This is a genomic window from Agrobacterium tumefaciens (assembly GCA_025560025.1).
Classification (GTDB): domain Bacteria; phylum Pseudomonadota; class Alphaproteobacteria; order Rhizobiales; family Rhizobiaceae; genus Agrobacterium.
The window spans coordinates 1,588,372-1,610,311 of sequence record CP048485.1 but is presented as its reverse complement, the minus strand read 5'-3'; the positions used below and the strand labels follow the sequence as shown (position 1 = coordinate 1,610,311).

Sequence of the window (21,940 nt, the reverse complement as noted above, 5' to 3'; positions counted from 1 at the left end):
AGATAAGCTCGGAGAAGTAAGAAAATGTTGCAGCCAAAGCGTACTAAGTACCGTAAGCAGTTCAAGGGACGCATCAAGGGCGTCGCCAAGGGCGGCTTTGACCTGGCATTCGGTGAATTCGGCTTGAAGTCGCAGGAACCGAACCGCGTGAACGCACGCGAGATCGAAGCGGCCCGCCGCGCGATCACGCGTTACATGAAGCGCGCAGGTCGTGTGTGGATCCGCGTATTCCCTGACGTTCCGGTTACGGCAAAGCCGACCGAAGTTCGTATGGGTAAGGGCAAGGGTTCGGTCGATTACTGGGCATGCAAGGTCAAGCCCGGTCGTATGATGTTCGAGATCGACGGTGTGTCCGAGGAGATCGCCCGTGAGGCGCTTCGTCTCGGCGCTGCCAAGCTCTCGGTCAAGACGCGCTTCGTACAGCGCATCGCAGAGTAAGGAGCAAGGCACATGAAAGCCGATGAAGTTCGCGGCCTCAGCGCCGATCAGCTCAAGGACAAGCTCGCCGATCTGAAGAAGGAGCAGTTCAACCTGCGCTTCCAGAAGGCAACTGGTCAGCTGGAGAAGTCCTCGCGCATCAACGAAGTCCGCAAGGACATCGCCCGCGTTAAAACCATTGCCCGCCAGAAGGCGGCAGAAGCCAAGGCCTAAGGAAAAATAATATGCCGAAACGCATTCTGCAGGGCGTCGTAGTGTCCGACAAGAACGAGAAGACTGTCGTTGTCCGCGTTGAGCGTCGATTCGCTCACCCGCTGCTTCAGAAGACCGTTCGCCGTTCGAAGAAGTACAAGGCGCACGACGAAAACAATCAGTATAAGGTCGGCGATGTCGTTTCCATCGAGGAATGCGCACCGATCTCCAAGGACAAGCGCTGGACGGTTGTATCCGCCCAGGCTTAATTTCATCAGAATCGCGCCAGGTCTCTTGTACTTGGCGCGAAATCCTGTATGAAGCACCGCAAGGACGCTCGTGAATCGAGCGTCTTTTGCTTTGATGCGCACGGAAGGTCCCTTGGGAAACCACCCTGTCACGACATTTCCGCGCAAAAAAAGAGATATTCATAAGCTGGGGCAGGGGGCTCGCTCGGGAGAGTTTGCCCAACCGTTCCGGTAACAACAAGAAGGCGACCTGACATGATTCAGATGCAAACAAACCTCGACGTGGCGGATAATTCCGGCGCACGTCGTGTCATGTGCATCAAGGTGCTGGGCGGCTCGAAGCGCAAATATGCTTCTGTTGGCGACATCATTGTCGTTTCCATCAAGGAAGCTATTCCGCGCGGCCGCGTCAAGAAGGGCGACGTGATGAAGGCGGTTGTCGTTCGCACCGCCAAGGACATCCGCCGCGCTGACGGCAGCGTCATCCGTTTCGATAACAACGCAGCCGTTCTTATCGACAACAAGAAAGAGCCCATCGGCACCCGTATCTTCGGACCGGTTCCGCGCGAACTTCGCGCCAAGAACCACATGAAGATCATCTCGCTGGCTCCGGAAGTACTGTAAGGAGCAATGGCGATGCAGAAAATTCGTAAAGGCGACAAGGTTGTCGTATTGACCGGTAAGGACAAGGGCCGTACCGGCGAAGTAATCCAGGTGATGCCGAAGGAAGACCGTGCCGTTGTGCGTGGCGTAAACATGGTGAAGCGTCACCAGCGCCAGACCCAGGCCCAGGAAGCCGGCATCATCAACAAGGAAGCATCCTTGCACATCTCCAACATCGCCATCGTCGACAAGGATGGCAAGCCGACCCGCGTTGGCTTCTCGGTTGTGGATGGCAAGAAGGTCCGCGTGGCCAAGCGTTCGGGAGAAGTGATCGATGGCTGATAAGTACGAGCCGCGTCTCAAGACGGAATACGTTTCCCGTATCCGTGGCGCCATGCAGGAGAAGTTCTCCTACGCCAACGTGATGATGATCCCGAAGCTTGAAAAGATCGTGATCAACATGGGTGTTGGCGAAGCGACTGCCGATTCCAAGAAGCCCACCATTGCTGCCGGCGATCTGGCTGCAATTGCTGGCCAGAAGCCGGTCGTTACCCGCGCTCGCAACTCGATCGCAGGTTTCAAGGTACGTGAAGGCATGCCGATCGGTGCGAAGGTTACCCTTCGTGGCGCCCGCATGTACGAATTCCTTGATCGTCTGGTCAACATCGCGCTGCCGCGCGTTCGCGACTTCCGGGGTCTGAACCCCAAGAGCTTTGACGGCCGTGGCAACTTCGCCATGGGCATCAAGGAACACATTGTGTTCCCTGAGATCAACTACGATAAGGTTGATCAGATGTGGGGCATGGACATCATCGTTTGCACGACGGCGACGTCGGACGACGAAGCTCGGGCTCTGCTTACAGAGTTCAACTTCCCGTTCCGTCACTAACCGTAACGACGAGCGTAGAAAAGGAACTCCGATATGGCGAAAACAAGCGCAGTTGAAAAGAACAAGCGCCGCCGCAAGTCGGTCGCCCAGCAGGCCACCAAGCGCGCTGCACTGAAGGCGATCGTGATGAACCAGTCCCTTCCGATCGAAGACCGGTTCAAGGCCACTCTGAAGCTCGCTTCGCTGCCGCGTGACGGCTCGAAGACGCGTATCCGCAACCGCTGCGAAGTAACGGGCCGTCCGCGCGCGTTCTATCGCAAGCTCAAGATGTCGCGTATCGCGCTTCGTGAGCTGGGCAATTCCGGCAAGGTGCCGGGCATTGTCAAGTCGAGCTGGTAAGGAGACGGGCACATGACCATGACTGATCCTTTGGGTGATATGCTCACCCGCATCCGCAATGGTGCTGCTCGCCGCAAGTCGTCGGTAAGCACGCCCGCTTCCAGCCTGCGCGCACGCGTTCTCGACGTGCTGCAGTCTGAGGGCTACATTCGCGGTTATTCCAAGGTCGATTTCGAAAACGGCAAGTCCGAATTCACCATCGAGCTGAAGTACTACGAAGGCGCATCCGTGATCCGTGAGATCGGCCGCGTTTCCAAGCCGGGCCGCCGGGTTTATGTCTCGGTAAAGTCCATTCCGCAGGTCGCGAACGGCCTCGGCATCACCATCCTTTCGACTCCGAAGGGCGTGATGGCCGATCACCAGGCTCGCGAACAGAACGTTGGTGGCGAGGTTCTTTGCTCGGTCTTCTAAGGCCGGGTAGAGATCTCCATAACGAACAGACAGGATTGAATAATGTCTCGTATCGGTAAAAAGCCCGTTCCGGTTCCCGCAGGTGTGACGGCCAATGTCGACGGCCAGAAGGTCACTGCGAAGGGCCCGAAGGGTGAACTGTTTTTCGTCGCAAACGATGAAATCCAGCTGAAGCTCGAAGATAACGGCGTTTCCGTAACGCCCGCTAACGGCACCAAGGAAGCTCGCTCGAAGTGGGGCATGTCCCGCACGATGATCGAGAACATCTTCAAGGGTGTTAAGGACGGCTATGAGCGCAAGCTCGAAATCAACGGCGTTGGTTACCGTGCCGCCATGCAGGGCAAGAACCTGCAGCTGGCTCTCGGCTTCTCCCACGACGTTGTTTACGAGCCTCCGGTCGGCATCACCATTGCCGTTCCGAAGCCGACGGAAATCATCGTTTCCGGCATCAACAAGCAGCAGGTTGGCCAGGTTGCCGCGGAAATCCGCGAATACCGTGGTCCCGAGCCCTACAAGGGCAAGGGCGTGAAGTACGCTGAAGAGCGTATCGTCCGCAAAGAAGGCAAGAAGAAGTAAGGATCACGCGAAATGGCTAGCAGGAAAGAAGCACTTGCACGTCGCGCGAGCCGTGTGCGCCGCCAGATCAAGGCGGTTGCCAATGGCCGCCCGCGCCTGTCGGTTCATCGCTCGTCGAAGAACATCTACGCCCAGATCATCGATGATGTTGCTGGCAAGACGCTTGCGTCTGCCTCCACGCTCGAAGCAGATCTGCGCGGCTCGCTCAAGACCGGCGCCGACGTTGCAGCAGCAGCTGTCGTAGGCAAGCTCGTCGCCGAGCGCGCCGTCAAGGCTGGCGTCAAGGATGTCGTATTCGACCGTGGCGCGTTCATCTATCATGGCCGCATCAAGGCCGTGGCTGAAGCTGCCCGCGAAGGCGGTCTGAACTTCTGATTTTTTTCCGCCCGGACAACGATCCGGGCGGAATTTCACCGGGCCATGCGGGTCTCCTCAAAGAGGCCGGTGGTCTTTTCGTTTGCCGTTCCACCCGTAAAAGAAAAAGGACAAGGACAATGGCACAGGATAAAAGAGGTTCTCGCGAAGATCGCCAGAACCGCGAAGAGCGCGATAGCGAATTCGTCGACAAGCTAGTCGCGATCAACCGCGTTGCAAAGGTTGTTAAGGGTGGCCGTCGCTTCGGCTTCGCCGCTCTCGTCGTCGTTGGCGACCAGAAGGGCCGCGTTGGCTTCGGTCACGGCAAGGCTCGCGAAGTTCCGGAAGCCATCCGTAAGGCTACCGAGAGCGCCAAGCGCGATCTGATCTTCGTTCCGCTGCGCGATGGCCGCACGCTGCATCACGACGTCAATGGCCGTCACGGCGCAGGCAAGGTTCTGCTGCGTTCGGCCAAGGCCGGTACCGGTATCATCGCCGGTGGTCCGATGCGCGCCGTTTTCGAAACCCTGGGTGTTCACGACGTTGTTGCCAAGTCGACCGGTTCTTCGAACCCGTACAACATGGTTCGCGCAACGTTCGACGCTCTGAAGCATCAGGTTCATCCGAAGGACATCGCTGCACAGCGCGGTCTCAAGTATGCAACGCTTCAGGCTCGCCGTGCCGCCTCCGGCAACGCTTCTGAAGAATAAGGAGCTGGATCATGGCCAAGAAGACTACTGAAGCCAAGAAGACTGTTACGGTCGAACAGATCGGCAGCCCTATTCGCCGCCCGGCAATCCAGCGTCAGACGCTGGTCGGTCTGGGTCTCAACAAGATGCATCGTCAGCGCACCCTGGAAGATACTCCTGCGGTTCGCGGCATGATCCGTGCGGTCCAGCATCTCGTTCGCGTCGTTGACGAGAAGTGAGACGGAGTAACCTATCATGAAACTCAATGAAATCAGAGACAACGAAGGCGCCTCCAAGGACCGTATCCGCGTAGGTCGCGGTATCGGTTCCGGCAAGGGCAAGACCGGTGGTCGCGGTGTGAAGGGTCAGAAAGCTCGTTCGGGCGTCGCCATCAACGGTTTTGAAGGCGGTCAGATGCCAATCTACCGTCGTCTGCCGAAGCGCGGTTTCAACAACATCTTCGCTTCCGAATATGTTGTCGTATCGCTCGGCCGCATTCAGACCGCCATCGACGCCAAGAAGCTCGACGCTTCCGCAACGATCGATGCTGCCGCTCTCAAGGCTGCCGGCGTTATCCGTCGCGCCAAGGACGGCGTTCGCATTCTCGCGGACGGCGAACTGAAGGCCAAGGTCGCTTTCGAAGTTGCCGGTGCTTCCAAGCCCGCAATCGAAAAGATCGAAAAGGCTGGCGGCTCGATCAAGCTTCTCGCAGTTGCAGCAGAAGCCTCCGAGTAATATATAGACTTCAGACGCCCGGAGCATCGTCGCTCCGGGCGTTTGCGCTCCCTGGCCACTGGTGCTTTCGATCTAAATCGATTTATACAGGCATCAAGGCAAACTCTTCGCGGTTCGGCTTTCAAGCGGTCCGCATGCGGCATAAAGTGCTGCAGGGAGAGCCTCACAGTTCTTGAACTTCCATAGGGGAGGGGATAGGACATAAAAAAACAGGGTGAGGCATGATGGCGGCGCAAAGCCGTGTTCGTCCGAAGCCCGGTTTTTGAACCGGTATCTTTTAGACCTTTCCGCATTGGCCGGTTTCCTGGCCGGCAAGGGTCGTTCGGAGAAATTTATGGCTTCAGCAGCGGAACAACTGGCTTCGAACCTGAATTTTTCGACCTTCGCTAAGGCGGAGGATCTGAAAAAACGTCTCTGGTTTACTCTTGCCGCACTTCTCGTCTACCGTCTCGGCACCCATATTCCGCTTCCGGGTCTGAACCCCGAAGCCTATGCGCAGGCCTTCCGTGGCCAGGCCAACGGTATTCTCGGTCTTTTCAACATGTTTGCGGGTGGCGCCGTCGAGCGCATGGCGATTTTCGCCCTCGGCATCATGCCTTACATCTCCGCTTCGATCATCGTGCAGCTCATGACCTCGGTCGTGCCCTCGCTCGAAGCGTTGAAGAAGGAAGGCGAAGCCGGCCGTAAGATCATCAACCAGTACACGCGCTACGGCACGGTGCTGCTCGGCACGCTGCAGGCCTATGGCATCGCGGTCGGCCTTGAGAGCGGTGCTGGCCTTGTGGTCGATCCGGGCTGGTTCTTCCGCGTCTCCACCGTCATCACGCTGCTTGGCGGCACGATGTTCCTGATGTGGCTGGGTGAACAGATCACCTCGCGCGGTATCGGCAACGGTATCTCGCTGATCATCTTTGCTGGCATTGCCGCAGGTCTGCCCAAGGCGCTTGCCGGCACGCTGGAACTTGGCCGTACCGGCGCGCTGTCCACCACGCTCATCCTCATGGTCGTCGTTGTGGCCATCGGCGTCATCGCGCTCATTGTTTTCGTGGAGCGCGCCCAGCGTCGCCTGCTGATACAATATCCGAAGCGACAGGTCGGCAACCGCATGTTCCAGGGCGATACGTCGCATCTGCCGCTGAAGCTCAACACGGCTGGCGTCATTCCCGCGATCTTCGCATCCTCGCTGCTGCTTCTGCCGGCGACGGCTGCCGGTTTCGCTGGAAACACCAACCTGCCGTCCTGGGCAACGTCCATCATCGCGTCGCTGCAGCATGGCCAACCGCTGTTCATGGCGCTGTATGGCCTGCTGATCGCGTTCTTCGCGTTTTTCTACACGGCTATCGTCTTCAATCCGAAGGACACGGCCGATAACCTCAAGAAGCACGGCGGCTTCATTCCGGGGATTCGTCCGGGTGAGCGCACCGCGGAGTACATTGATTACGTCCTGACCCGTATCACGGTGGTCGGCGCGATTTATCTGGTCTTCGTGTGTATCCTTCCTGAGACACTTATCGCACGTACGGGCATTCCGTTAGCCCTTGGTGGTACTTCGCTTTTGATCGTTGTCAGTGTAACTCTTGATACCGTTGCGCAGATCCAGGGTCACCTGATTGCGCAGCAGTATGAAGGCCTGATCAAGAAGTCGAAGTTGCGTGGAGGAAAGAGGGGACGATGAGACTGATATTTTTGGGTCCGCCGGGTGCGGGCAAGGGAACCCAGGCCAAGCGCCTGACTGACAAGTACGGGATCCCGCAGCTTTCCACCGGTGACATGCTTCGCGCTGCGGTCAGCGCGGGCACCGAAATCGGCAAACGCGCCAAGGCCGTCATGGATGCCGGCGGGCTTGTTTCCGACGATATCGTCAATCAGATCGTTTCCGAACGCATCGAAGCGCCTGACTGTGCCAAGGGCTTTATTCTCGACGGCTATCCGCGCACCGTTCCGCAGGCCAAGGCGCTTGCCGACAACATGCGCAAGAAGAATCTTGCCCTTGATGCCGTTATTGAACTGAAGGTGGACGAAGAGGCGCTGATTCGCCGAATCGAAAACCGCGTCGCGGAAACCGTCGCCGCCGGCGGCACGGTTCGCTCCGACGACAACCCGGAAGCCTTCCGCAAGCGGCTGACGGAATATCGCGAAAAGACCGCACCGCTGTCGAACTATTACAGCGAACAGGGCGAGCTTGTGACGCTCGACGGCATGGCTGACGTCGATGCCGTTACTGAAGCCATCGAACGTGTTCTGGAGAAGGCCTCGGCCTGATGACCGGTGCGGGTGGTTAAGCCTTATTGGTTTTGTCCGATATCCCGCTCTTCTGGTTGAGCAGATCCTTTGGATCGCAAAAGAATCTTGGCGGAGCCGGTTGCTTTTTTGCGCTGATTCCGTTAAACACCGCGCCAACTCGCGACATCCCAAGCGACTGGCGCGGATTTCCCTTAGGGAAGGGAGATCCGGGTTCGGTCGTTTTGACTTGTCACGGACATCAATTTTGAACTGGCGGTCGTGTCGGCCGCTCGAATGGAATCACCACTTGCCGGATGGCAACTGGAACCAAGGAGAAGAGACGTGGCACGTATCGCTGGCGTCAACATCCCGACCGCGAAGCGCGTTGTTATTGCGCTGACCTACATTCACGGGATCGGTCCGAAATTCGCGCAGGAAATCATGGAGAAGGTCGGTCTTCCGGCTGACAAGCGCGTTCATCAGCTGACGGATGCTGAAGTTCTTCAGATCCGCGAAGCAATCGACCGCGATTATCAGGTTGAAGGCGATCTTCGCCGCGAGACCTCGATGAACATCAAGCGTCTGATGGACCTCGGCTGCTACCGCGGCCTGCGTCACCGTCGTGGCCTTCCGGTCCGCGGTCAGCGCACGCACACCAACGCCCGCACCCGCAAGGGTCCGGCGAAGGCTATCGCTGGTAAGAAGAAGTAATTTTCCGGTTCTCCGGAAAGGGGAGGCTGGTGCAGTCCGCGCCAGCCTTTCTGAGTTTGGCGTGAAGCTCCAGTGGGGGTGATCGCCGGTGTAGCCGCTGGTGTTACGGCGGTGAAGAGATCAATGAAAGGTATAAAATGGCCAAGGAAGCCGCACGTATTCGCCGTCGCGAACGTAAAAACATCACGTCGGGCGTTGCGCACGTCAACTCGACCTTCAACAACACGATGATCACCATCACCGACGCACAGGGCAATGCCATTGCCTGGTCGTCCGCTGGTGCCAAGGGCTTCAAGGGTTCGCGTAAGTCGACCCCGTTTGCTGCCCAGATCGCTGCTGAAGATTGCGCGAAGAAGGCTCAGGAACACGGCATGAAGTCGCTTGAAGTTGAAGTTTGCGGTCCGGGTTCCGGCCGTGAATCGGCACTTCGCGCTCTCCAGGCTGCCGGTTTCATGATCACTTCCATTCGCGACGTGACGCCGATCCCGCACAATGGTTGCCGTCCGCGCAAGAAGCGCCGCGTCTGACGCGACCGTGGTTCGGAAATTCCGCCTTGTCCTTCGGTCAGGCGGAATTTTCGCGTATCTGGCGTGTGCGCGTCGATTTCAATCGACGGACTTGCGCTCAAGAACCCACTGATGAACCACTGAATTAGGTTCCTCTCGGTGTTTTCATGCTCGGTCCGTCACGATTGGATGGTGGCGGCGAACGGAAGGTTTAAAGATGATTCAGAAGAACTGGCAGGAACTTATCAAGCCGAACAAGGTCGAGTTCACCTCGTCCAGCCGCACCAAGGCAACGCTCGTTGCCGAGCCGCTGGAGCGTGGTTTCGGTCTTACCCTCGGCAACGCGCTGCGTCGCGTTCTGTTGTCTTCTCTGCGTGGCGCCGCTGTAACGGCCGTGCAGATCGACGGTGTCCTGCACGAATTCTCCTCCATCCCCGGCGTTCGGGAAGATGTGACGGATATCGTGCTCAACATCAAGGAAATCGCCATCAAGATGGATGGTGACGATTCCAAGCGCATGGTCGTGCGCAAGCAGGGTCCGGGTGCCGTAACCGCTGGTGACATCCAGACGGTTGGCGACATCGAGATCCTGAACCCCGACCACGTGATCTGCACGCTTGATGATGGCGCTGAAATCCGCATGGAATTCACCGTCAACAACGGCAAGGGTTACGTACCGGCTGAGCGCAACCGCGCGGAAGATGCCCCGATCGGCCTCATTCCGGTGGACAGCCTCTATTCTCCGGTCAAGAAAGTGTCCTACAAGGTGGAAAACACCCGCGAAGGCCAGGTTCTCGACTATGACAAGCTGATCATGACGATCGAGACCAACGGTTCGGTTTCCGGCGAAGACGCCGTTGCCTTCGCCGCTCGCATTCTTCAGGACCAGCTCGGCGTCTTCGTCAACTTCGACGAGCCGCAGAAGGAAGCAGAAGAAGAATCGGTTACCGAACTTGCGTTCAACCCGGCGCTTCTCAAGAAGGTGGACGAGCTCGAGCTGTCCGTTCGTTCGGCAAACTGCCTGAAGAACGACAACATCGTTTATATCGGCGACCTGATCCAGAAGACCGAAGCCGAAATGCTTCGCACGCCGAACTTCGGTCGCAAGTCGCTGAACGAAATCAAGGAAGTTCTCGCTTCCATGGGTCTGCACCTCGGTATGGAAGTACCGGCATGGCCGCCAGAGAACATCGAAGATCTCGCCAAGCGTTACGAAGACCAGTACTAACAATCAAAAAGGCAGACCCTTTAAAGACTGCCTTTCCCCGTCAAACAGCAGATAAGTCATCTGCATGTGCCAGGAAACGGCAGGCCTTAGAGAAGGAACCTGCGAAGAAGGAGAATAGCAATGCGCCACGGAAATTCAGGCCGCAAGCTCAATAGAACCGCCAGCCACCGCAAGGCAATGTTTGCCAACATGGCTGCTTCGCTCATCACCCATGAGCAGATCGTCACCACGCTTCCGAAGGCGAAGGAAATTCGCCCGATCGTTGAGCGCCTCGTCACCCTCGGCAAGCGCGGCGACCTGCACGCTCGCCGTCAGGCGATCTCGCAGATCAAGGATCAGGACGCTGTTCGCAAGCTGTTCGACGCGATCGCTTCGCGTTACGCAACCCGCAATGGCGGCTACCTGCGTATCATGAAGGCCGGCTACCGCCAGGGCGACAACGCGGCTCTCGCCGTCGTTGAATTCGTCGAGCGCGACGTTGATGCCAAGGGTGCAGCCGACAAGGCTCGTGTTGCCGCTGAAGCTGCTGCTGCCGAAGCCGCATAAGGTCTGACGCCGTTCAGGCGTCGTGAGTTAAAAAGGCCGGGCGAGAGATCGCCCGGCTTTTTGCGTTCAGATCTTAACCGACACAATGATTAAGGTTTTGCCGTCGCGGCGAAAGGTTGGGGAGGGTATCGTTAAATCCATATCCCAGGGGTGCTATTACTCGTATCCACCAACCATCATTAAACCCTCATCAGGCGCGATTAGGGTTATCGAGTTTGTTCGCTGGACTTGAAAATAGCCACTGCTGGCTGATGCTCGCGCAAAGAGCGTCTGCAGCTTCTGGTCTTGTATGCAATCCAAACTACTTGCAAAATCAGCGATCCATCGATCCATGGCGTAGGGCGCCCCCAGCACCGGCGCCTCAGCCCAGGGCGCGGATGTTGCTTTGTTTAGAGAAAGCAATCCGTTCCGACGGACCTCATCCATGAAAACGGAGTCGAGCTTGTAAATGGCGACAGCGCATTCAAACCATCTGGTATTGTAGTAGATCGTCTCACCAGCGGGGATGCCGTCCGGGATATCGCTGCGCAAACGATCAGGTGAATCTACACCACAACCGGCCAAAGCGATTATTAGGAATGCGAATATAGGGCCGCCAGTTTTCTTGTTGGATTTCAGGCCTACGCGCTTAGTTGTGAAACTTGCGAGACTTGAAGATGCCTTGGAGTCATTCATCTTTCTCAGTCCGGAATGTGAATGCGGGCCTTGATGTGCTTGAGATGTGCGACGATCGTAAAAGTCATGATGACCAGCAGCGACCATGAACTCCACTTGCCGATGTGGACGACGGACCAGGCGCCGATCTGATCGGGGTATTTCCAGATCCCGAAGAAGGTGGAGATGTTTTCTGCCAGCCAGACGAAAAAGCCGATCAGGATGAAGGCGAGGAGCAACGGCATCTTTCGGTCGCTGTCATAGGGACGAAAGATCACCGTTGCGCGGGAATAGAGGCCGATGGCGCAGGCGGCGATGTACCAGCGGTAATCGCCGATGAAGTGATGGGTGAAGAAGTTGGCGTAGATGGCGATGCCGATCAGGGTCGCCATCCAGTAGGTGGGATAGTGACGAATGCGCACATCCAGCAGCCGCCACGCCTGAATGATGTAACTGCCGACGGCGGCATACATGAAACCGGAAAACAGCGGCACGCCGAGGACTTTGCTATAGGCGAAATCCGGATAGGACCATGACTGGACGGCGCTCGATGTCTTGAACACTTCCAGTGCGAAGCCGACGATATGGAACAGCAGGATGGCCTTGGCCTCGTCAAGCGTTTCGAGCCTGCTCCAGATCATGAAGAACTGGATGGCGAGCGCAATGATCAGCAGCACGTCATAGCGGGGAATGCCGAGCACGCCGCCATGCGGTACCACGAAGATGGAGACGAAGAACAAGCCCGCAAACATGCAGGCCCGGGCTTCCTTGATGCCGAAATACAGAAACTCGACGATAAAACGCCTGATGCCCTTGAGTTCGCCCCAGGGATAGGTATCGCAGAGCAGATTGTCCAGGACGGAGAGGCGGCTTGCGGCCGGGCTTGTTGATGTGCTCATTTCCGTCCCCGATCTCACTTCGTCACCTTTCATACGAAAACCCGAAGGAAGCCGTATGGGCCTGCCGCGCGTATCCCCATCTTATTTCGCCCGCATCCGGCTTCTGGCGGCGGCGTTGGCGGTGATCGTCTGCGGCCTTTGCCTGCGCAGGTTCGGTTACGACGTGGGACTGCCGTTCGTGGCGGTGAAATATGGCGGATCCGTGCTCTGGGGAGCGATGATCTATCTGCTGCTGGCAGCCTTCTTCCCATCCCGCTGGCATGGTTATGAGGTTCACATCGCCATTCTTGCCGTCGTTCTCGTGGAGCTCATCCGGCTTGTTCATTTCCCGGCGCTGGATGCGTTTCGTGCTACGACGGCCGGCGCTTTGCTGCTCGGCCGTGTTTTTTCGCTGTGGAATATAGTCTGTTATATCGCGGGGATCGGGGCCGCCGCCATCATGGCCGGGCGGGTCTTGCGCGTTTGGCCCTCTTCATCGACATGATCGAGGGCCGTACCAGCCGATAACCGAGCAGGATCACCATGGTGCTGATATAAAACACCGGCTCCAGCGTGATCGACTTCCGCGCCAGCACGAAATGCAGCACGCCCACGATGAGGACGAGATAGGCGAGTTTATGCAGCGTGTTCCAGCGGCTGCCCAGCGTGCGGATCGACCAGCGGTTGGAGGTGAGCGCCAGCGGAATGAGCATGAGAAGCCCGGCCATGCCGAGCATGATATAGGGCCGCTTCAGAATATCGCCGGCTATGGAGCCGAGGATCAGGCCGCGATCCAGCACCAGATAGACGGTGAAATGCGCCAGCACGTAATAAAAGGCGATCAGCCCCAGCGCCCGGCGATAGGCGATGAGGTTGATGTTGAAGAGATCGCGCAGCGGCGTCACCAGAAGCCCGAGGCACAGGAAGCGCAGCGCCCAGATGCCGAGCAGGTGCTCGAAATCCTTGACCGGATTAAAGCCGAGGCCGCCGGTTGCGGCGAGATAGAAATACCACACGGCCGGACAGAGACCGATCACATAAAGCGACCAGATGGCCGCCGGCTGGTAACGCTTCGGCAGCGACGGAAGGGGCAGGGCGAAAGCCATGGTCAGTAATTCGCTTTCAGATCCATGCCGGTATAAAGGCTCGCGACCTCGTCATAACCGTTGAACATCAGGGTAGGGCGGTTCTGGGTGCCGAAAAAGCCGCCTTCGCCGATGCGCTGCTCCGTTGCCTGGCTCCAGCGCGGATGGTCGACATTCGGATTGACGTTGGAATAGAATCCATATTCGCGGGCATTGGAATTTTTCCAGGTCGTTTCCGGCTGTTGTTCGACGAGCGAAATGCGGACGATGGATTTGATGCCCTTGAAGCCGTATTTCCACGGCACGACGAGGCGGATCGGCGCGCCGTTCTGGTTCGGCAGCGTCTCGCCGTAGAGGCCGAGGGCGAGGATGGTGAGCGGATGGCGCGCTTCATCGAGGCGAAGCCCCTCGACATAGGGCCAGGAGAGAGGCTGGAACAGGCCGCTTTGACCCGGCATTTCGTCTGGCCGCACCACGGTTTCGAAAGCGACATATTTCGCGCTGCCAAGCGGCTCCACCTTGTCGAGAAGGGTGGCGAGCGGGAAGCCGATCCACGGAATGACCATCGACCAGCCCTCGACGCAGCGCATGCGGTAAGTGCGCTCTTCGAGAGGATATTTCATTAGCTCTTCAATGCCGAATTCCTGTGGTTTGGAGACGAGGCCATCCACCTTCACCGTCCAGGGGGTGGGCTTGAACTTGCCGGAATTTTCCTTCGGGTCGGATTTTCCGACACCGAATTCGTAGAAATTATTGTAGCTGGTGACGGCATCAAGCGGGGTGAGCTTCTCATCCAGCTTGTAGGCGCCTGGGGTCGCCGCAAGCGGTGCGGCGATCGCCTCAGGGCCAGCCAGTCCGATTGCCGCGAGCCCGGCCGCTGTTCCAAGGAAACCGCGTCTGGAGAGATAGATGTTCTTTGGCGTGATTTCTGTTGCCGCGATGACGGGCGGACGATAGGCGGGCATTGCAACCTCCACAAAAGCCGGGTGTATCGGCAATAAATCGACTATGATAGCCAATACGACCGCTGCACAGATATGTTTCAGCGCCGTGCGGAAAAACAACGGCCGCACGGTAAAAATCGCGCATTTGTGATGAGATGTCGCCCGAATGGCCATGTGGAGAAAGAGCGTACCGTACCGAACCGTACTGTTTTGCCCGAAGGTGACAGTGACAGGGCTTGCGGTTTGCGCTAGAAAAACCGCAAAATAGGGCAGGAGCTGTTTTGACCGCGCTGCGGCAATGCGCTCGTCGCCAAGAGATCGAGGAAAACACCATGCCAGCCTATCGCTCCAGAACGACAACCCACGGCCGCAACATGGCGGGCGCGCGCGGCCTTTGGCGCGCCACCGGCATGAAGGACAGCGACTTCGGCAAGCCGATCATCGCGGTGGTCAATTCCTTCACGCAATTCGTGCCGGGCCACGTGCATCTGAAGGATCTCGGCCAGCTGGTTGCCCGTGAAATCGAGGCGGCCGGCGGTGTTGCCAAGGAATTCAACACCATCGCGGTGGATGACGGTATCGCCATGGGCCATGATGGCATGCTCTATTCGCTGCCGTCGCGCGAGATCATCGCGGATTCGGTGGAATATATGGTCAATGCCCATTGCGCCGATGCGATGGTGTGCATTTCCAACTGCGACAAGATCACGCCCGGCATGCTGAATGCGGCGATGCGCCTCAACATTCCCGCCGTCTTCGTCTCTGGTGGTCCGATGGAAGCAGGCAAGGTCGTCCTGCACGGCAAGACTGTGGCGCTCGATCTGGTCGATGCCATGGTGGCTGCCGCCGATGACAAGATTTCCGATGAGGACGTCAAGATCATCGAGCGTTCCGCCTGCCCGACCTGCGGTTCCTGTTCCGGCATGTTCACGGCCAATTCCATGAACTGTCTGACCGAGGCGCTGGGCCTGTCCTTGCCCGGTAACGGCTCGACGCTCGCCACCCATTCGGATCGCAAGCGTCTTTTCGTCGAGGCCGGCCATCTGATCGTTGATCTGGCGCGCCGTTATTATGAGCAGGAGGACGAAACCGTCCTGCCGCGCACCATCGCCAACAAGGCGGCATTCGAAAACGCCATGTCGCTGGATATCGCCATGGGCGGCTCCACCAACACGGTTCTGCATATTCTGGCGGCGGCGCATGAGGGCGGCGTCGATTTCGGCATGGAAGACATCGACCGTCTTTCCCGCAAGGTTCCCTGCCTTTCCAAGGTCGCGCCTGCCAAGCAGGACGTGCATATGGAAGACGTTCACCGCGCCGGCGGCATCATGCGTATTCTGGGTGAACTGGAACGCGGTGGGCTCATCAATCGTGATACCTATACCGTTCATGAGGCGACGCTGGGCGATGCCATCGACCGCTGGGACATCACCCGCACCAACAGCGAGACGGTGCGGCAGTTCTTCAAGGCGGCGCCGGGCGGCGTGCCGACGCAGGTGGCCTTCAGCCAGTCCTCGCGCTGGGACGATCTGGACACGGATAGCGACAACGGCGTCATTCGTTCGGTTGAGAAGCCTTTCTCCAAGGATGGCGGTCTGGCCGTGCTTTACGGCAATATCGCGCTTGACGGCTGCATCGTGAAAACGGCGGGCGTCGACGAATCCATCCTGAAATTCACCGGCCCGGCAGTGGTTTACGAAAGCCAGGACGCAGCCGTGAAGGGCATTCTCGGCAACGAGGTCAAGGCGGGCGACGTCGTCGTCATCCGTTACGAAGGGCCGAAGGGCGGGCCGGGCATGCAGGAAATGCTCTATCCGACCAGCTACCTCAAGTCCAAGGGCCTCGGCAAAGCCTGCGCGCTGATCACCGATGGTCGTTTCTCCGGCGGTACTTCGGGCCTCTCCATCGGTCACGCCTCGCCGGAAGCGGCGCAGGGCGGCGCCATCGGCCTCGTGCGCCAAGGCGACCTGATCGAGATCGACATTCCGAACCGCACCATAAACCTGAAGGTCACCGATGCGGAGCTGGCTTCGCGCCGCGCGGAACAGGAAGAGCTTGGCTGGAAGCCGGAAGCGCCACGCAAGCGCAACGTCACGACGGCGCTGAAGGCCTATGCGGCCTTTGCCTCGAGCGCTGACAAGGGCGCAGTGCGGATTTTGCCGGAGTAATTTCCGGATTTGCGAGATGATAAAGCCGCCGTTGATAAACGGCGGCTTTTTTGTGCCGATCACTCTCTATTGAGCCGATAAGGTCGAAGCGGCACGATTTTTCCCCTTTGCCTGCAAAAGGCATTTGCACGGCCGGTTGCAACAAAGCCCAGCTTGTCCATCAGACGGTGCGACGCCCTGTTGTCAAACAGGGGATTGGCATGCAGGGTTCTGATGCCCATGTGCTGAAAGGCATAATCGATGACGAGGCGTCCGGCTTCTTCTCCATAGCCCTTTCCCCAGACACGGCGATCAAGCCAAAGGCCGAATTCGCCCGAAAGGCCGATGAGACCGACCAGCCTGCCATCATCCACCGCCCATACCGGCAGCCGACGCTCAGCAATGCGCCTGATCAGACGCCGTGCGTCATCGGTTTCGAAAGGGTAGGCCGTGCGCAGCAGATTGCGCAAAATGAGCGGATCATTCGTCAACCGGGCGAGTGGCGATGAGTCCGTCATTTTAAAAGGCCGCAGGGCAAGGCGTGATGATTTCAGTTGTGACATCGTTTCCCGTCTTTTGCATTTGCGGCAGGGCAATAGTCCTCAAGATCACAAACTGATTCAAGCGCTTCGCATCTCGATTCCGGAATTCATGCCAACACCCTGTTTTCATGGAGATTCCGCGAGGCCATCAAATTGGTGTGTGGAAATTCGGTGATTTAAGTAGGGTCACATTGGAGTGATTGGCGGCGTTTCCTCTTTTCATCGCCGTATGGCTTCCTAGTTCAGTGACATGAAAAGACGAACCGCACTTGCCCTTATCGCGTCCCTGCCTATAGCCCCGCTTGCCCGCGCGCAAAGCAGTGGCAATGGCATTCGTTTCGACCCGTTGCTGCGGGAGGCGGATGCGCTTTCCAGCCTCAAGGCCGTCATCGTCAGCATCGATGGCGGGGAGGTCGCGAGCCGCGCCTATCATGGTTCCAGCCTGAATGGTTCAACCAACATCAAGTCGGCATCGAAATCGGTTATTTCGGCGTTGGTCGGCATGGCGATCGATCGCAAGATACTGTCTGGCGCCGATCAGCCAATCGCAACCCTTCTACGCAGCGATTTTCCGCAGAACCCAGACCCACGGCTGGAACGGGTTACTATCGGCAACCTGCTGTCCATGCAATCCGGCCTGGAACGCATGTCGGGCCCGAACTATGGCCGCTGGGTCGCCAGCCGCAACTGGGTGAGAATGGCGCTGGGTTCCGGTTTTGCCGGAGAACCGGGTGGCGGCATGCTTTATTCCACCGGTTCCACCCATCTGCTCTCGGCTATCCTGACAAAAGCTTCCGGCCGTTCGACGCTGTCGCTCGCGCGCGACTGGTTCCGGCCGCTGGAAGGTTTCTCCATCGGAGGCTGGGAGCGGGACCCGCAGGGCATCTATCTCGGTGGCAACCAGATGGCCATGACGGCGCGGTCGCTCCTGGCCTTTGGCGAGCTTTACCGAATGGGCGGGATGACGCCCGGCGGCGAGCGGCTGATTTCGCAGTGCTGGATCGACCAATCCTGGCAGCAGCGTACCAATTCCGTCTTTAACGGCGATGGTTATGGCTATTGCTGGTTCATCAAGGAAATGGCGGGGTCGACAGTCTATTATGCCTGGGGTTATGGCGGGCAGATGCTTTACATCGTACCGGCCAAACGGCTTTCCGTGGTGATGACCTCACGCGAGGATGCGCCGTCGGCCAGAACCGGTTATCGCGACCAGCTGCATGGGCTGATGGAGAGCATCATCCGGGCGGCATGATCGGTCACATCCAATGCCGGATCATAGCGGCCGGTTGATGCTCTGGAAGGCTTCGCTCAGACGTTTCATGCGTTCCTCATAGGTGCCGGTAAGGCAGGCAATGTCCGCTGCGCATTCCTGGCGTTTCTTCAGCCATTTGCTCTGCTCCTCGCGCAGCGTGTCACGGGCGCCCATGGCCATCAACTGGGTTAGGATGTCGAAGGTGGTGGCCATCTTCACATCCTGGTCGTTGAGGGCAAGGTTGTCGCAGATCGCCTTTTCGTCCGCCGCGAGATCGGGCTTCGTGCAATCGAAGCTCGCCGCGCTGGCCAGCGAAATGAAGGAGGGGGCGAGGAGGATGCCGCAGGCAAGGAGGGTCGGTTTCAGATGCATGGATCGTCTCTTTTTTGAGGACAGTCTGGTGCCGGTGAAACCGAAAAGGGGTGTTGTTGGTTCCAATGGCGTCAACCGATCCATGCCTGGAAAAGACTGGTCATCATCTTGCCGCTCTTTGCTTTACAGGCTTTGGCGTTATAACTCCATCATACTGATGACGATGAGGAATCACATGCGAAGCGTGTTGAAGTATCTGTCCACCGGCCTTCTCGCCGCGCTCATTCTCCTGCCAGTCGGCGTGCGGGCGCAGGACAAGGCCGTGCCGTCGAGCCAGACGGAAATGCAGCTTTCCTTTGCGCCGCTGGTCAAGCGTACCGCGGGCGCCGTGGTGAACGTCTATGCGGAGCGTGTCGTGCAGCGGCGTCTGTCGCCCTTTGCCGGCGATCCTTTCTTCGAGCAGTTCTTCGGACAGCAGATGCCGAACCGCACGGAAAAACAGTCATCGCTCGGATCGGGCGTGATCGTGACCGCCGGCGGCCTCGTGGTCACCAACAATCACGTCATCGACGGTGCTGACGACATCAAGGTGGCGCTGGCGGATGGGCGCGAATTTTCCTCCAAGGTTCTGCTGAAGGATGACCGGGTCGATCTCGCCATTCTGCAGATCGATGCCAAGGAGCAGTTTCCGGTGCTGTCGCTCGGCAACTCTGACGCCATCGAGGTCGGCGATCTCGTTCTTGCCATCGGCAACCCCTTCGGTGTCGGCCAGACGGTGACGAGCGGCATCGTTTCGGGTCTGGCGCGCAATCAGGTAACGCAGGGCGATTTCGGCTTCTTCATCCAGACGGATGCCTCCATCAACCCGGGCAATTCCGGCGGTGCGCTGACGAACATGGCGGGTGAGCTGATCGGCATCAATACCGCCATCTTTTCCAAAGGCGGTGGTTCGAACGGCATCGGTTTTGCCATTCCCGCCAATCTGGTCCGGGTTTTCGTGGCTGCCGCCGAGCGTGGGGATGCGAGTTTCCAGCGACCTTACATTGGCGCCACCTTCGATCCTGTCACCTCCGATGTTGCCGAAGCGCTCGGCCTGCATCGCGCCCGCGGGGCGCTCGTCGTCAGCGTCGTCAAGGACGGCCCGGCGGAAAAGGCTGGCATCGAACCGGGTCAGGTCGTCACCGCCGTCAACGGCTTTGAGGTGGAACATCCGGATGCGCTGGGTTATCGCCTGACGACCGCCGGCATCGGCAAATCCGCCGAATTGACTGTGATGGACAAGGGCAAAGAAAAGAAGGTGACAATCGCGCTCGATACCGCGCCGGAAACCGCCCCGCGTGACGAGCGGCTGATCGAGGGCCGTAATCCCTTCGCCGGGGCGACGGTCGCCAATCTTTCGCCGAAGCTTGCCGATGAATTGCGCATGCCTTCGCAGGTGACCGGCGTTGTCATCACCGATGTGAAGCGCGGCTCGCCGGCCTATCGCGTCGGCTTCCAGCCGAAGGACGTCATCCTGTCGCTGAACGGCGCGGATATCGCCTCCACGGCTGCGGTCGAGAAGGCGCTGGACGATAATCCCGGCTTCTGGCGGGTGGAAATCCTGCGCGACGGGCAGCGCATCCGGCAGTTCCTGCGATGAGTGACGACCTCTTCGCCCCGCAAGTGCCCGTCGAGGTCGCCAACCGGCGGCCTCTTGCCGATCGTCTGCGTCCGAAAACGCTGGCGGAGGTGAGCGGGCAGCCGCATCTGACGGGTGAGGAGGGCGTTCTGCGCCGCATGATCGACAGCGGTTCGCTGGGGTCGATGATCTTCTGGGGGCCGCCCGGAACCGGCAAGACGACGGTTGCCCGCCTGCTTTCCGGCGAGGCTGGTCTGGCTTTCGAGCAGATATCGGCGATCTTTTCCGGTGTCGCCGATCTCAAGAAGGTTTTCGAAGCGGCTCGCACGCGGCGGATGAATGGGCGGCAAACGCTGCTTTTCGTCGACGAGATTCATCGCTTCAACCGCGCCCAGCAGGACAGCTTTCTGCCGGTCATGGAGGATGGCACCATCATTCTGGTGGGCGCCACCACCGAGAACCCGTCCTTTGAACTCAATGCCGCTCTTTTGTCGCGTGCGCGGGTGCTGACCTTCGGCTCGCACGACGAGGATAGTCTCAGCGAACTTCTGAAGCGCGCCGAGGAGGCGGAGGGCAAGCCCCTGCCGCTAACGGAGGAGGCACGTGCGAGCCTGATCCGCATGGCCGATGGCGACGGCCGCGCCGTGCTGACGCTTGCCGAAGAGGTTTGGCGTGCCGCGCGCAAGGATGAGACTTTCGATACCGAAGGGCTGACGCGCATCGTGCAGCGCCGTGCCCCTGTTTACGACAAGAGCCAGGACGGCCACTACAATCTCATTTCGGCGCTGCATAAATCGGTGCGTGGTTCGGACCCTGACGCGGCACTTTATTATCTGGCCCGCATGTTCGATGCTGGCGAAGACCCGCTTTATCTCGGGCGACGGCTGGTGCGCATGGCGGTTGAGGATATCGGCCTTGCCGATCCGCAGGCGCTTGCCGTCTGCAATGCCGCCAAGGACGCTTATGATTATCTCGGCTCACCGGAAGGCGAGCTGGCGCTGGCGCAGGCCTGCGTATATCTGGCCACCGCGCCGAAATCGAACGCCGTTTATACCGCCTTCAAATCGGCGATGCGGGCGGCCAAGGAAAACGGTTCGCTGGTGCCGCCGAAGCATATATTGAACGCGCCGACCAAGCTGATGAAGGGTGAGGGCTACGGCGACGGTTACCGTTACGACCATGACGAGCCGGACGCTTTTTCAGGGCAGGACTATTTCCCGGAGAAAATGGGCCGAACGACGTTTTACGATCCGCCGGACAGGGGTTTCGAGCGGGAAATCCGCAAGCGCCTCGACTGGTGGGCGAAGCTGCGCCGCGAGCGCGGATCGCGTTAGTGCTTTTCCGGAGTTTCGGACGGAGGCCGCCACGCATTTTCCAGAACTGTTTGATGCGCCTCTCTTCATAAAAAGAATCAGGTGCTTGGCAAAGTGAGTCGCAAAGCTGCACCATCCATTTGTTTTTAAATGGAAATCATGAAGCTTTGCGGTGTTGCACGGTCTGCGCCGGCGCTGGCAGCATCTTGACCGAGGATTCCGCCAGGCCGCTATGCCCTTCCGCATCGATTATCAGATGCCAGTGCATTGTCTCGGGAATGCTGATGCGGATCGGCGATTTTTTCGCGACGCCACCGAGATATTTGAAGTCGAGTAATTCGGTAAAACGCTGGAAATTCGCGCCCGTCATCAGCCGCACATTGTTGACGGCCGACAGGGATATTTCAATGGTCGTCCCAGCCCGCAATTCCTTCAGGTCGTAATGCGTAAAGCGGAAATTCGGCCGTGCCATCGCGCGCCTCCCAATACCGTATATTTTGGCAGACA

Annotated in this window: 31 protein-coding genes; 24 read left to right on the top strand and 7 right to left on the bottom strand. The window is 58.5% G+C overall.

The window, feature by feature from the left end:
- The first annotated feature begins 24 nt into the window (after positions 1-24).
- The 19 genes from rplP (at position 25) to rplQ (ending at position 10,688) form a co-directional block, all read left to right on the top strand.
- On the top strand, positions 25-438 hold the full coding sequence (rplP, locus tag FY152_07930) for a 50S ribosomal protein L16 (GenBank protein ID UXS32020.1): 414 nt from the start codon (positions 25-27) through the stop codon (positions 436-438).
- Between the two features lie 12 nt (positions 439-450).
- On the top strand, positions 451-651 hold the full coding sequence (rpmC, locus tag FY152_07925; GenBank protein UXS32019.1) for a 50S ribosomal protein L29: 201 nt from the start codon (positions 451-453) through the stop codon (positions 649-651).
- Between the two features lie 11 nt (positions 652-662).
- A complete protein-coding gene (gene rpsQ, locus FY152_07920; GenBank protein ID UXS32018.1) occupies positions 663-899 on the top strand; it encodes a 30S ribosomal protein S17 in 237 nt (78 codons plus the stop codon).
- A 234-nt stretch (positions 900-1,133) separates the two neighbouring features.
- Entirely contained in the window at positions 1,134-1,502 is a 369-nt protein-coding gene (gene rplN, locus FY152_07915; protein ID UXS32017.1) for a 50S ribosomal protein L14, read from the top strand.
- A 12-nt stretch (positions 1,503-1,514) separates the two neighbouring features.
- Positions 1,515-1,823: a 50S ribosomal protein L24 gene (rplX, locus tag FY152_07910; GenBank protein UXS32016.1), complete on the top strand. Its 309-nt coding sequence runs from the start codon at positions 1,515-1,517 to the stop codon at positions 1,821-1,823.
- Entirely contained in the window at positions 1,816-2,370 is a 555-nt protein-coding gene (rplE, locus tag FY152_07905; GenBank protein UXS32015.1) for a 50S ribosomal protein L5, read from the top strand. Before rplX ends, rplE begins: the two co-directional genes overlap by 8 nt.
- 33 nt (positions 2,371-2,403) lie before the next feature.
- Positions 2,404-2,709 carry a 30S ribosomal protein S14 gene (rpsN, locus tag FY152_07900; protein ID UXS32014.1) on the top strand — a complete coding sequence of 102 codons (306 nt, stop codon included), beginning with the start codon at positions 2,404-2,406 and terminating at the stop codon, positions 2,707-2,709.
- 12 nt (positions 2,710-2,721) lie between these two features.
- Positions 2,722-3,120, top strand: coding sequence for a 30S ribosomal protein S8 (gene rpsH / locus FY152_07895; GenBank protein UXS32013.1), 399 nt, complete (start codon positions 2,722-2,724; stop codon positions 3,118-3,120).
- Between the two features lie 42 nt (positions 3,121-3,162).
- The gene (gene rplF / locus FY152_07890; protein ID UXS32012.1) at positions 3,163-3,696 is read left to right on the top strand and encodes a 50S ribosomal protein L6; all 534 of its coding nucleotides are present in this window, start codon (positions 3,163-3,165) and stop codon (positions 3,694-3,696) included.
- Positions 3,697-3,708: 12 nt separating this feature from the next.
- Entirely contained in the window at positions 3,709-4,071 is a 363-nt protein-coding gene (gene rplR, locus FY152_07885; GenBank protein ID UXS32011.1) for a 50S ribosomal protein L18, read from the top strand.
- Between the two features lie 119 nt (positions 4,072-4,190).
- The gene (gene rpsE, locus FY152_07880) at positions 4,191-4,760 is read left to right on the top strand and encodes a 30S ribosomal protein S5 (protein UXS32010.1); all 570 of its coding nucleotides are present in this window, start codon (positions 4,191-4,193) and stop codon (positions 4,758-4,760) included.
- A gap of 11 nt (positions 4,761-4,771) precedes the next feature.
- The gene (rpmD, locus tag FY152_07875; GenBank protein ID UXS32009.1) at positions 4,772-4,978 is read left to right on the top strand and encodes a 50S ribosomal protein L30; all 207 of its coding nucleotides are present in this window, start codon (positions 4,772-4,774) and stop codon (positions 4,976-4,978) included.
- A 16-nt stretch (positions 4,979-4,994) separates the two neighbouring features.
- Positions 4,995-5,474: a 50S ribosomal protein L15 gene (locus FY152_07870; GenBank protein ID UXS32008.1), complete on the top strand. Its 480-nt coding sequence runs from the start codon at positions 4,995-4,997 to the stop codon at positions 5,472-5,474.
- A 334-nt stretch (positions 5,475-5,808) separates the two neighbouring features.
- Positions 5,809-7,149, top strand: coding sequence for a preprotein translocase subunit SecY (gene secY / locus FY152_07865; protein UXS32007.1), 1,341 nt, complete (start codon positions 5,809-5,811; stop codon positions 7,147-7,149).
- On the top strand, positions 7,146-7,736 hold the full coding sequence (locus FY152_07860; protein UXS32006.1) for an adenylate kinase: 591 nt from the start codon (positions 7,146-7,148) through the stop codon (positions 7,734-7,736). The genes secY and FY152_07860 overlap by 4 nt, the downstream gene beginning before the upstream one ends.
- 303 nt (positions 7,737-8,039) lie before the next feature.
- Positions 8,040-8,408: a 30S ribosomal protein S13 gene (gene rpsM / locus FY152_07855; GenBank protein ID UXS32005.1), complete on the top strand. Its 369-nt coding sequence runs from the start codon at positions 8,040-8,042 to the stop codon at positions 8,406-8,408.
- A 137-nt stretch (positions 8,409-8,545) separates the two neighbouring features.
- A complete protein-coding gene (gene rpsK, locus FY152_07850) occupies positions 8,546-8,935 on the top strand; it encodes a 30S ribosomal protein S11 (GenBank protein UXS32004.1) in 390 nt (129 codons plus the stop codon).
- A 196-nt stretch (positions 8,936-9,131) separates the two neighbouring features.
- Complete coding sequence (locus tag FY152_07845; GenBank protein UXS32003.1) at positions 9,132-10,142, top strand: DNA-directed RNA polymerase subunit alpha; 1,011 nt, start codon at positions 9,132-9,134, stop codon at positions 10,140-10,142.
- A gap of 120 nt (positions 10,143-10,262) precedes the next feature.
- On the top strand, positions 10,263-10,688 hold the full coding sequence (gene rplQ, locus FY152_07840; GenBank protein ID UXS32002.1) for a 50S ribosomal protein L17: 426 nt from the start codon (positions 10,263-10,265) through the stop codon (positions 10,686-10,688).
- Between the two features lie 156 nt (positions 10,689-10,844).
- Here rplQ and FY152_07835 read toward each other — a convergent pair whose 3' ends face one another.
- Together FY152_07835 and FY152_07830 are read right to left on the bottom strand one after the other, a co-directional pair.
- Complete coding sequence (locus FY152_07835; GenBank protein UXS32001.1) at positions 10,845-11,363, bottom strand: hypothetical protein; 519 nt, start codon at positions 11,361-11,363, stop codon at positions 10,845-10,847.
- Positions 11,364-11,368: 5 nt separating this feature from the next.
- Entirely contained in the window at positions 11,369-12,241 is an 873-nt protein-coding gene (locus FY152_07830; GenBank protein ID UXS32000.1) for a DUF817 domain-containing protein, read from the bottom strand.
- Positions 12,242-12,296: 55 nt separating this feature from the next.
- Here FY152_07830 and FY152_07825 point away from each other — a divergent pair, with 55 nt between their 5' ends.
- Positions 12,297-12,725: a DUF2809 domain-containing protein gene (locus tag FY152_07825; GenBank protein ID UXS31999.1), complete on the top strand. Its 429-nt coding sequence runs from the start codon at positions 12,297-12,299 to the stop codon at positions 12,723-12,725.
- Here the strand turns inward: FY152_07825 and msrQ are convergent.
- On the bottom strand, positions 12,679-13,326 hold the full coding sequence (gene msrQ / locus FY152_07820; protein UXS31998.1) for a protein-methionine-sulfoxide reductase heme-binding subunit MsrQ: 648 nt from the start codon (positions 13,324-13,326) through the stop codon (positions 12,679-12,681). The two genes, FY152_07825 and msrQ, sit on opposite strands and share 47 nt — an antisense overlap.
- 2 nt (positions 13,327-13,328) lie before the next feature.
- Complete coding sequence (gene msrP / locus FY152_07815; GenBank protein ID UXS31997.1) at positions 13,329-14,270, bottom strand: protein-methionine-sulfoxide reductase catalytic subunit MsrP; 942 nt, start codon at positions 14,268-14,270, stop codon at positions 13,329-13,331.
- Between the two features lie 311 nt (positions 14,271-14,581).
- Between msrP and ilvD the strand changes: the two genes are divergently transcribed.
- Positions 14,582-16,417, top strand: a complete 1,836-nt coding sequence (ilvD, locus tag FY152_07810; GenBank protein UXS31996.1) for a dihydroxy-acid dehydratase — start codon at positions 14,582-14,584, stop codon at positions 16,415-16,417.
- A 59-nt stretch (positions 16,418-16,476) separates the two neighbouring features.
- Here ilvD and FY152_07805 read toward each other — a convergent pair whose 3' ends face one another.
- On the bottom strand, positions 16,477-16,914 hold the full coding sequence (locus FY152_07805; GenBank protein UXS31995.1) for a GNAT family N-acetyltransferase: 438 nt from the start codon (positions 16,912-16,914) through the stop codon (positions 16,477-16,479).
- A gap of 274 nt (positions 16,915-17,188) precedes the next feature.
- Between FY152_07805 and FY152_07800 the strand changes: the two genes are divergently transcribed.
- Positions 17,189-18,190: a serine hydrolase gene (locus tag FY152_07800; protein ID UXS31994.1), complete on the top strand. Its 1,002-nt coding sequence runs from the start codon at positions 17,189-17,191 to the stop codon at positions 18,188-18,190.
- A 21-nt stretch (positions 18,191-18,211) separates the two neighbouring features.
- Here FY152_07800 and FY152_07795 read toward each other — a convergent pair whose 3' ends face one another.
- Positions 18,212-18,562, bottom strand: a complete 351-nt coding sequence (locus FY152_07795; GenBank protein ID UXS31993.1) for a hypothetical protein — start codon at positions 18,560-18,562, stop codon at positions 18,212-18,214.
- A 175-nt stretch (positions 18,563-18,737) separates the two neighbouring features.
- Between FY152_07795 and FY152_07790 the strand changes: the two genes are divergently transcribed.
- Positions 18,738-20,141, top strand: a complete 1,404-nt coding sequence (locus tag FY152_07790; protein UXS31992.1) for a DegQ family serine endoprotease — start codon at positions 18,738-18,740, stop codon at positions 20,139-20,141.
- Positions 20,138-21,454: a replication-associated recombination protein A gene (locus FY152_07785; protein ID UXS31991.1), complete on the top strand. Its 1,317-nt coding sequence runs from the start codon at positions 20,138-20,140 to the stop codon at positions 21,452-21,454. Before FY152_07790 ends, FY152_07785 begins: the two co-directional genes overlap by 4 nt.
- Positions 21,455-21,590: 136 nt before the next feature.
- Here the strand turns inward: FY152_07785 and FY152_07780 are convergent, their stop codons facing one another.
- The gene (locus FY152_07780) at positions 21,591-21,905 is read right to left on the bottom strand and encodes a DUF1883 domain-containing protein (GenBank protein UXS31990.1); all 315 of its coding nucleotides are present in this window, start codon (positions 21,903-21,905) and stop codon (positions 21,591-21,593) included.
- Positions 21,906-21,940 lie beyond the last annotated feature (35 nt).

What these genes read in the sequence shown, in the direction of transcription:
- ilvD (UXS31996.1), top strand. Translation starts at nt 14,582, where the DNA reads ATGCCAGCCTATCGCTCCAGAACGACAACCCACGGCCGCAACATGGCG.
- rplF (UXS32012.1), top strand. Translation starts at nt 3,163, where the DNA reads ATGTCTCGTATCGGTAAAAAGCCCGTTCCGGTTCCCGCAGGTGTGACG.
- msrQ (UXS31998.1), bottom strand. Translation starts at nt 13,326, where the DNA reads ATGGCTTTCGCCCTGCCCCTTCCGTCGCTGCCGAAGCGTTACCAGCCG.
- FY152_07845 (UXS32003.1), top strand. Translation starts at nt 9,132, where the DNA reads ATGATTCAGAAGAACTGGCAGGAACTTATCAAGCCGAACAAGGTCGAG.
- FY152_07835 (UXS32001.1), bottom strand. Translation starts at nt 11,363, where the DNA reads ATGAATGACTCCAAGGCATCTTCAAGTCTCGCAAGTTTCACAACTAAG.
- rplX (UXS32016.1), top strand. Translation starts at nt 1,515, where the DNA reads ATGCAGAAAATTCGTAAAGGCGACAAGGTTGTCGTATTGACCGGTAAG.
- rplE (UXS32015.1), top strand. Translation starts at nt 1,816, where the DNA reads ATGGCTGATAAGTACGAGCCGCGTCTCAAGACGGAATACGTTTCCCGT.
- msrP (UXS31997.1), bottom strand. Translation starts at nt 14,270, where the DNA reads ATGCCCGCCTATCGTCCGCCCGTCATCGCGGCAACAGAAATCACGCCA.
- FY152_07795 (UXS31993.1), bottom strand. Translation starts at nt 18,562, where the DNA reads ATGCATCTGAAACCGACCCTCCTTGCCTGCGGCATCCTCCTCGCCCCC.
- FY152_07825 (UXS31999.1), top strand. Translation starts at nt 12,297, where the DNA reads ATGGGCCTGCCGCGCGTATCCCCATCTTATTTCGCCCGCATCCGGCTT.
- rpsQ (UXS32018.1), top strand. Translation starts at nt 663, where the DNA reads ATGCCGAAACGCATTCTGCAGGGCGTCGTAGTGTCCGACAAGAACGAG.
- FY152_07870 (UXS32008.1), top strand. Translation starts at nt 4,995, where the DNA reads ATGAAACTCAATGAAATCAGAGACAACGAAGGCGCCTCCAAGGACCGT.
- rplQ (UXS32002.1), top strand. Translation starts at nt 10,263, where the DNA reads ATGCGCCACGGAAATTCAGGCCGCAAGCTCAATAGAACCGCCAGCCAC.
- FY152_07790 (UXS31992.1), top strand. Translation starts at nt 18,738, where the DNA reads ATGCGAAGCGTGTTGAAGTATCTGTCCACCGGCCTTCTCGCCGCGCTC.
- secY (UXS32007.1), top strand. Translation starts at nt 5,809, where the DNA reads ATGGCTTCAGCAGCGGAACAACTGGCTTCGAACCTGAATTTTTCGACC.
- FY152_07860 (UXS32006.1), top strand. Translation starts at nt 7,146, where the DNA reads ATGAGACTGATATTTTTGGGTCCGCCGGGTGCGGGCAAGGGAACCCAG.
- rplN (UXS32017.1), top strand. Translation starts at nt 1,134, where the DNA reads ATGATTCAGATGCAAACAAACCTCGACGTGGCGGATAATTCCGGCGCA.
- rplR (UXS32011.1), top strand. Translation starts at nt 3,709, where the DNA reads ATGGCTAGCAGGAAAGAAGCACTTGCACGTCGCGCGAGCCGTGTGCGC.
- FY152_07785 (UXS31991.1), top strand. Translation starts at nt 20,138, where the DNA reads ATGAGTGACGACCTCTTCGCCCCGCAAGTGCCCGTCGAGGTCGCCAAC.
- FY152_07805 (UXS31995.1), bottom strand. Translation starts at nt 16,914, where the DNA reads ATGACGGACTCATCGCCACTCGCCCGGTTGACGAATGATCCGCTCATT.
- FY152_07780 (UXS31990.1), bottom strand. Translation starts at nt 21,905, where the DNA reads ATGGCACGGCCGAATTTCCGCTTTACGCATTACGACCTGAAGGAATTG.
- rpsH (UXS32013.1), top strand. Translation starts at nt 2,722, where the DNA reads ATGACCATGACTGATCCTTTGGGTGATATGCTCACCCGCATCCGCAAT.
- rpsE (UXS32010.1), top strand. Translation starts at nt 4,191, where the DNA reads ATGGCACAGGATAAAAGAGGTTCTCGCGAAGATCGCCAGAACCGCGAA.
- FY152_07800 (UXS31994.1), top strand. Translation starts at nt 17,189, where the DNA reads ATGAAAAGACGAACCGCACTTGCCCTTATCGCGTCCCTGCCTATAGCC.
- FY152_07830 (UXS32000.1), bottom strand. Translation starts at nt 12,241, where the DNA reads ATGAGCACATCAACAAGCCCGGCCGCAAGCCGCCTCTCCGTCCTGGAC.
- rplP (UXS32020.1), top strand. Translation starts at nt 25, where the DNA reads ATGTTGCAGCCAAAGCGTACTAAGTACCGTAAGCAGTTCAAGGGACGC.
- rpmD (UXS32009.1), top strand. Translation starts at nt 4,772, where the DNA reads ATGGCCAAGAAGACTACTGAAGCCAAGAAGACTGTTACGGTCGAACAG.
- rpsN (UXS32014.1), top strand. Translation starts at nt 2,404, where the DNA reads ATGGCGAAAACAAGCGCAGTTGAAAAGAACAAGCGCCGCCGCAAGTCG.
- rpsK (UXS32004.1), top strand. Translation starts at nt 8,546, where the DNA reads ATGGCCAAGGAAGCCGCACGTATTCGCCGTCGCGAACGTAAAAACATC.
- rpmC (UXS32019.1), top strand. Translation starts at nt 451, where the DNA reads ATGAAAGCCGATGAAGTTCGCGGCCTCAGCGCCGATCAGCTCAAGGAC.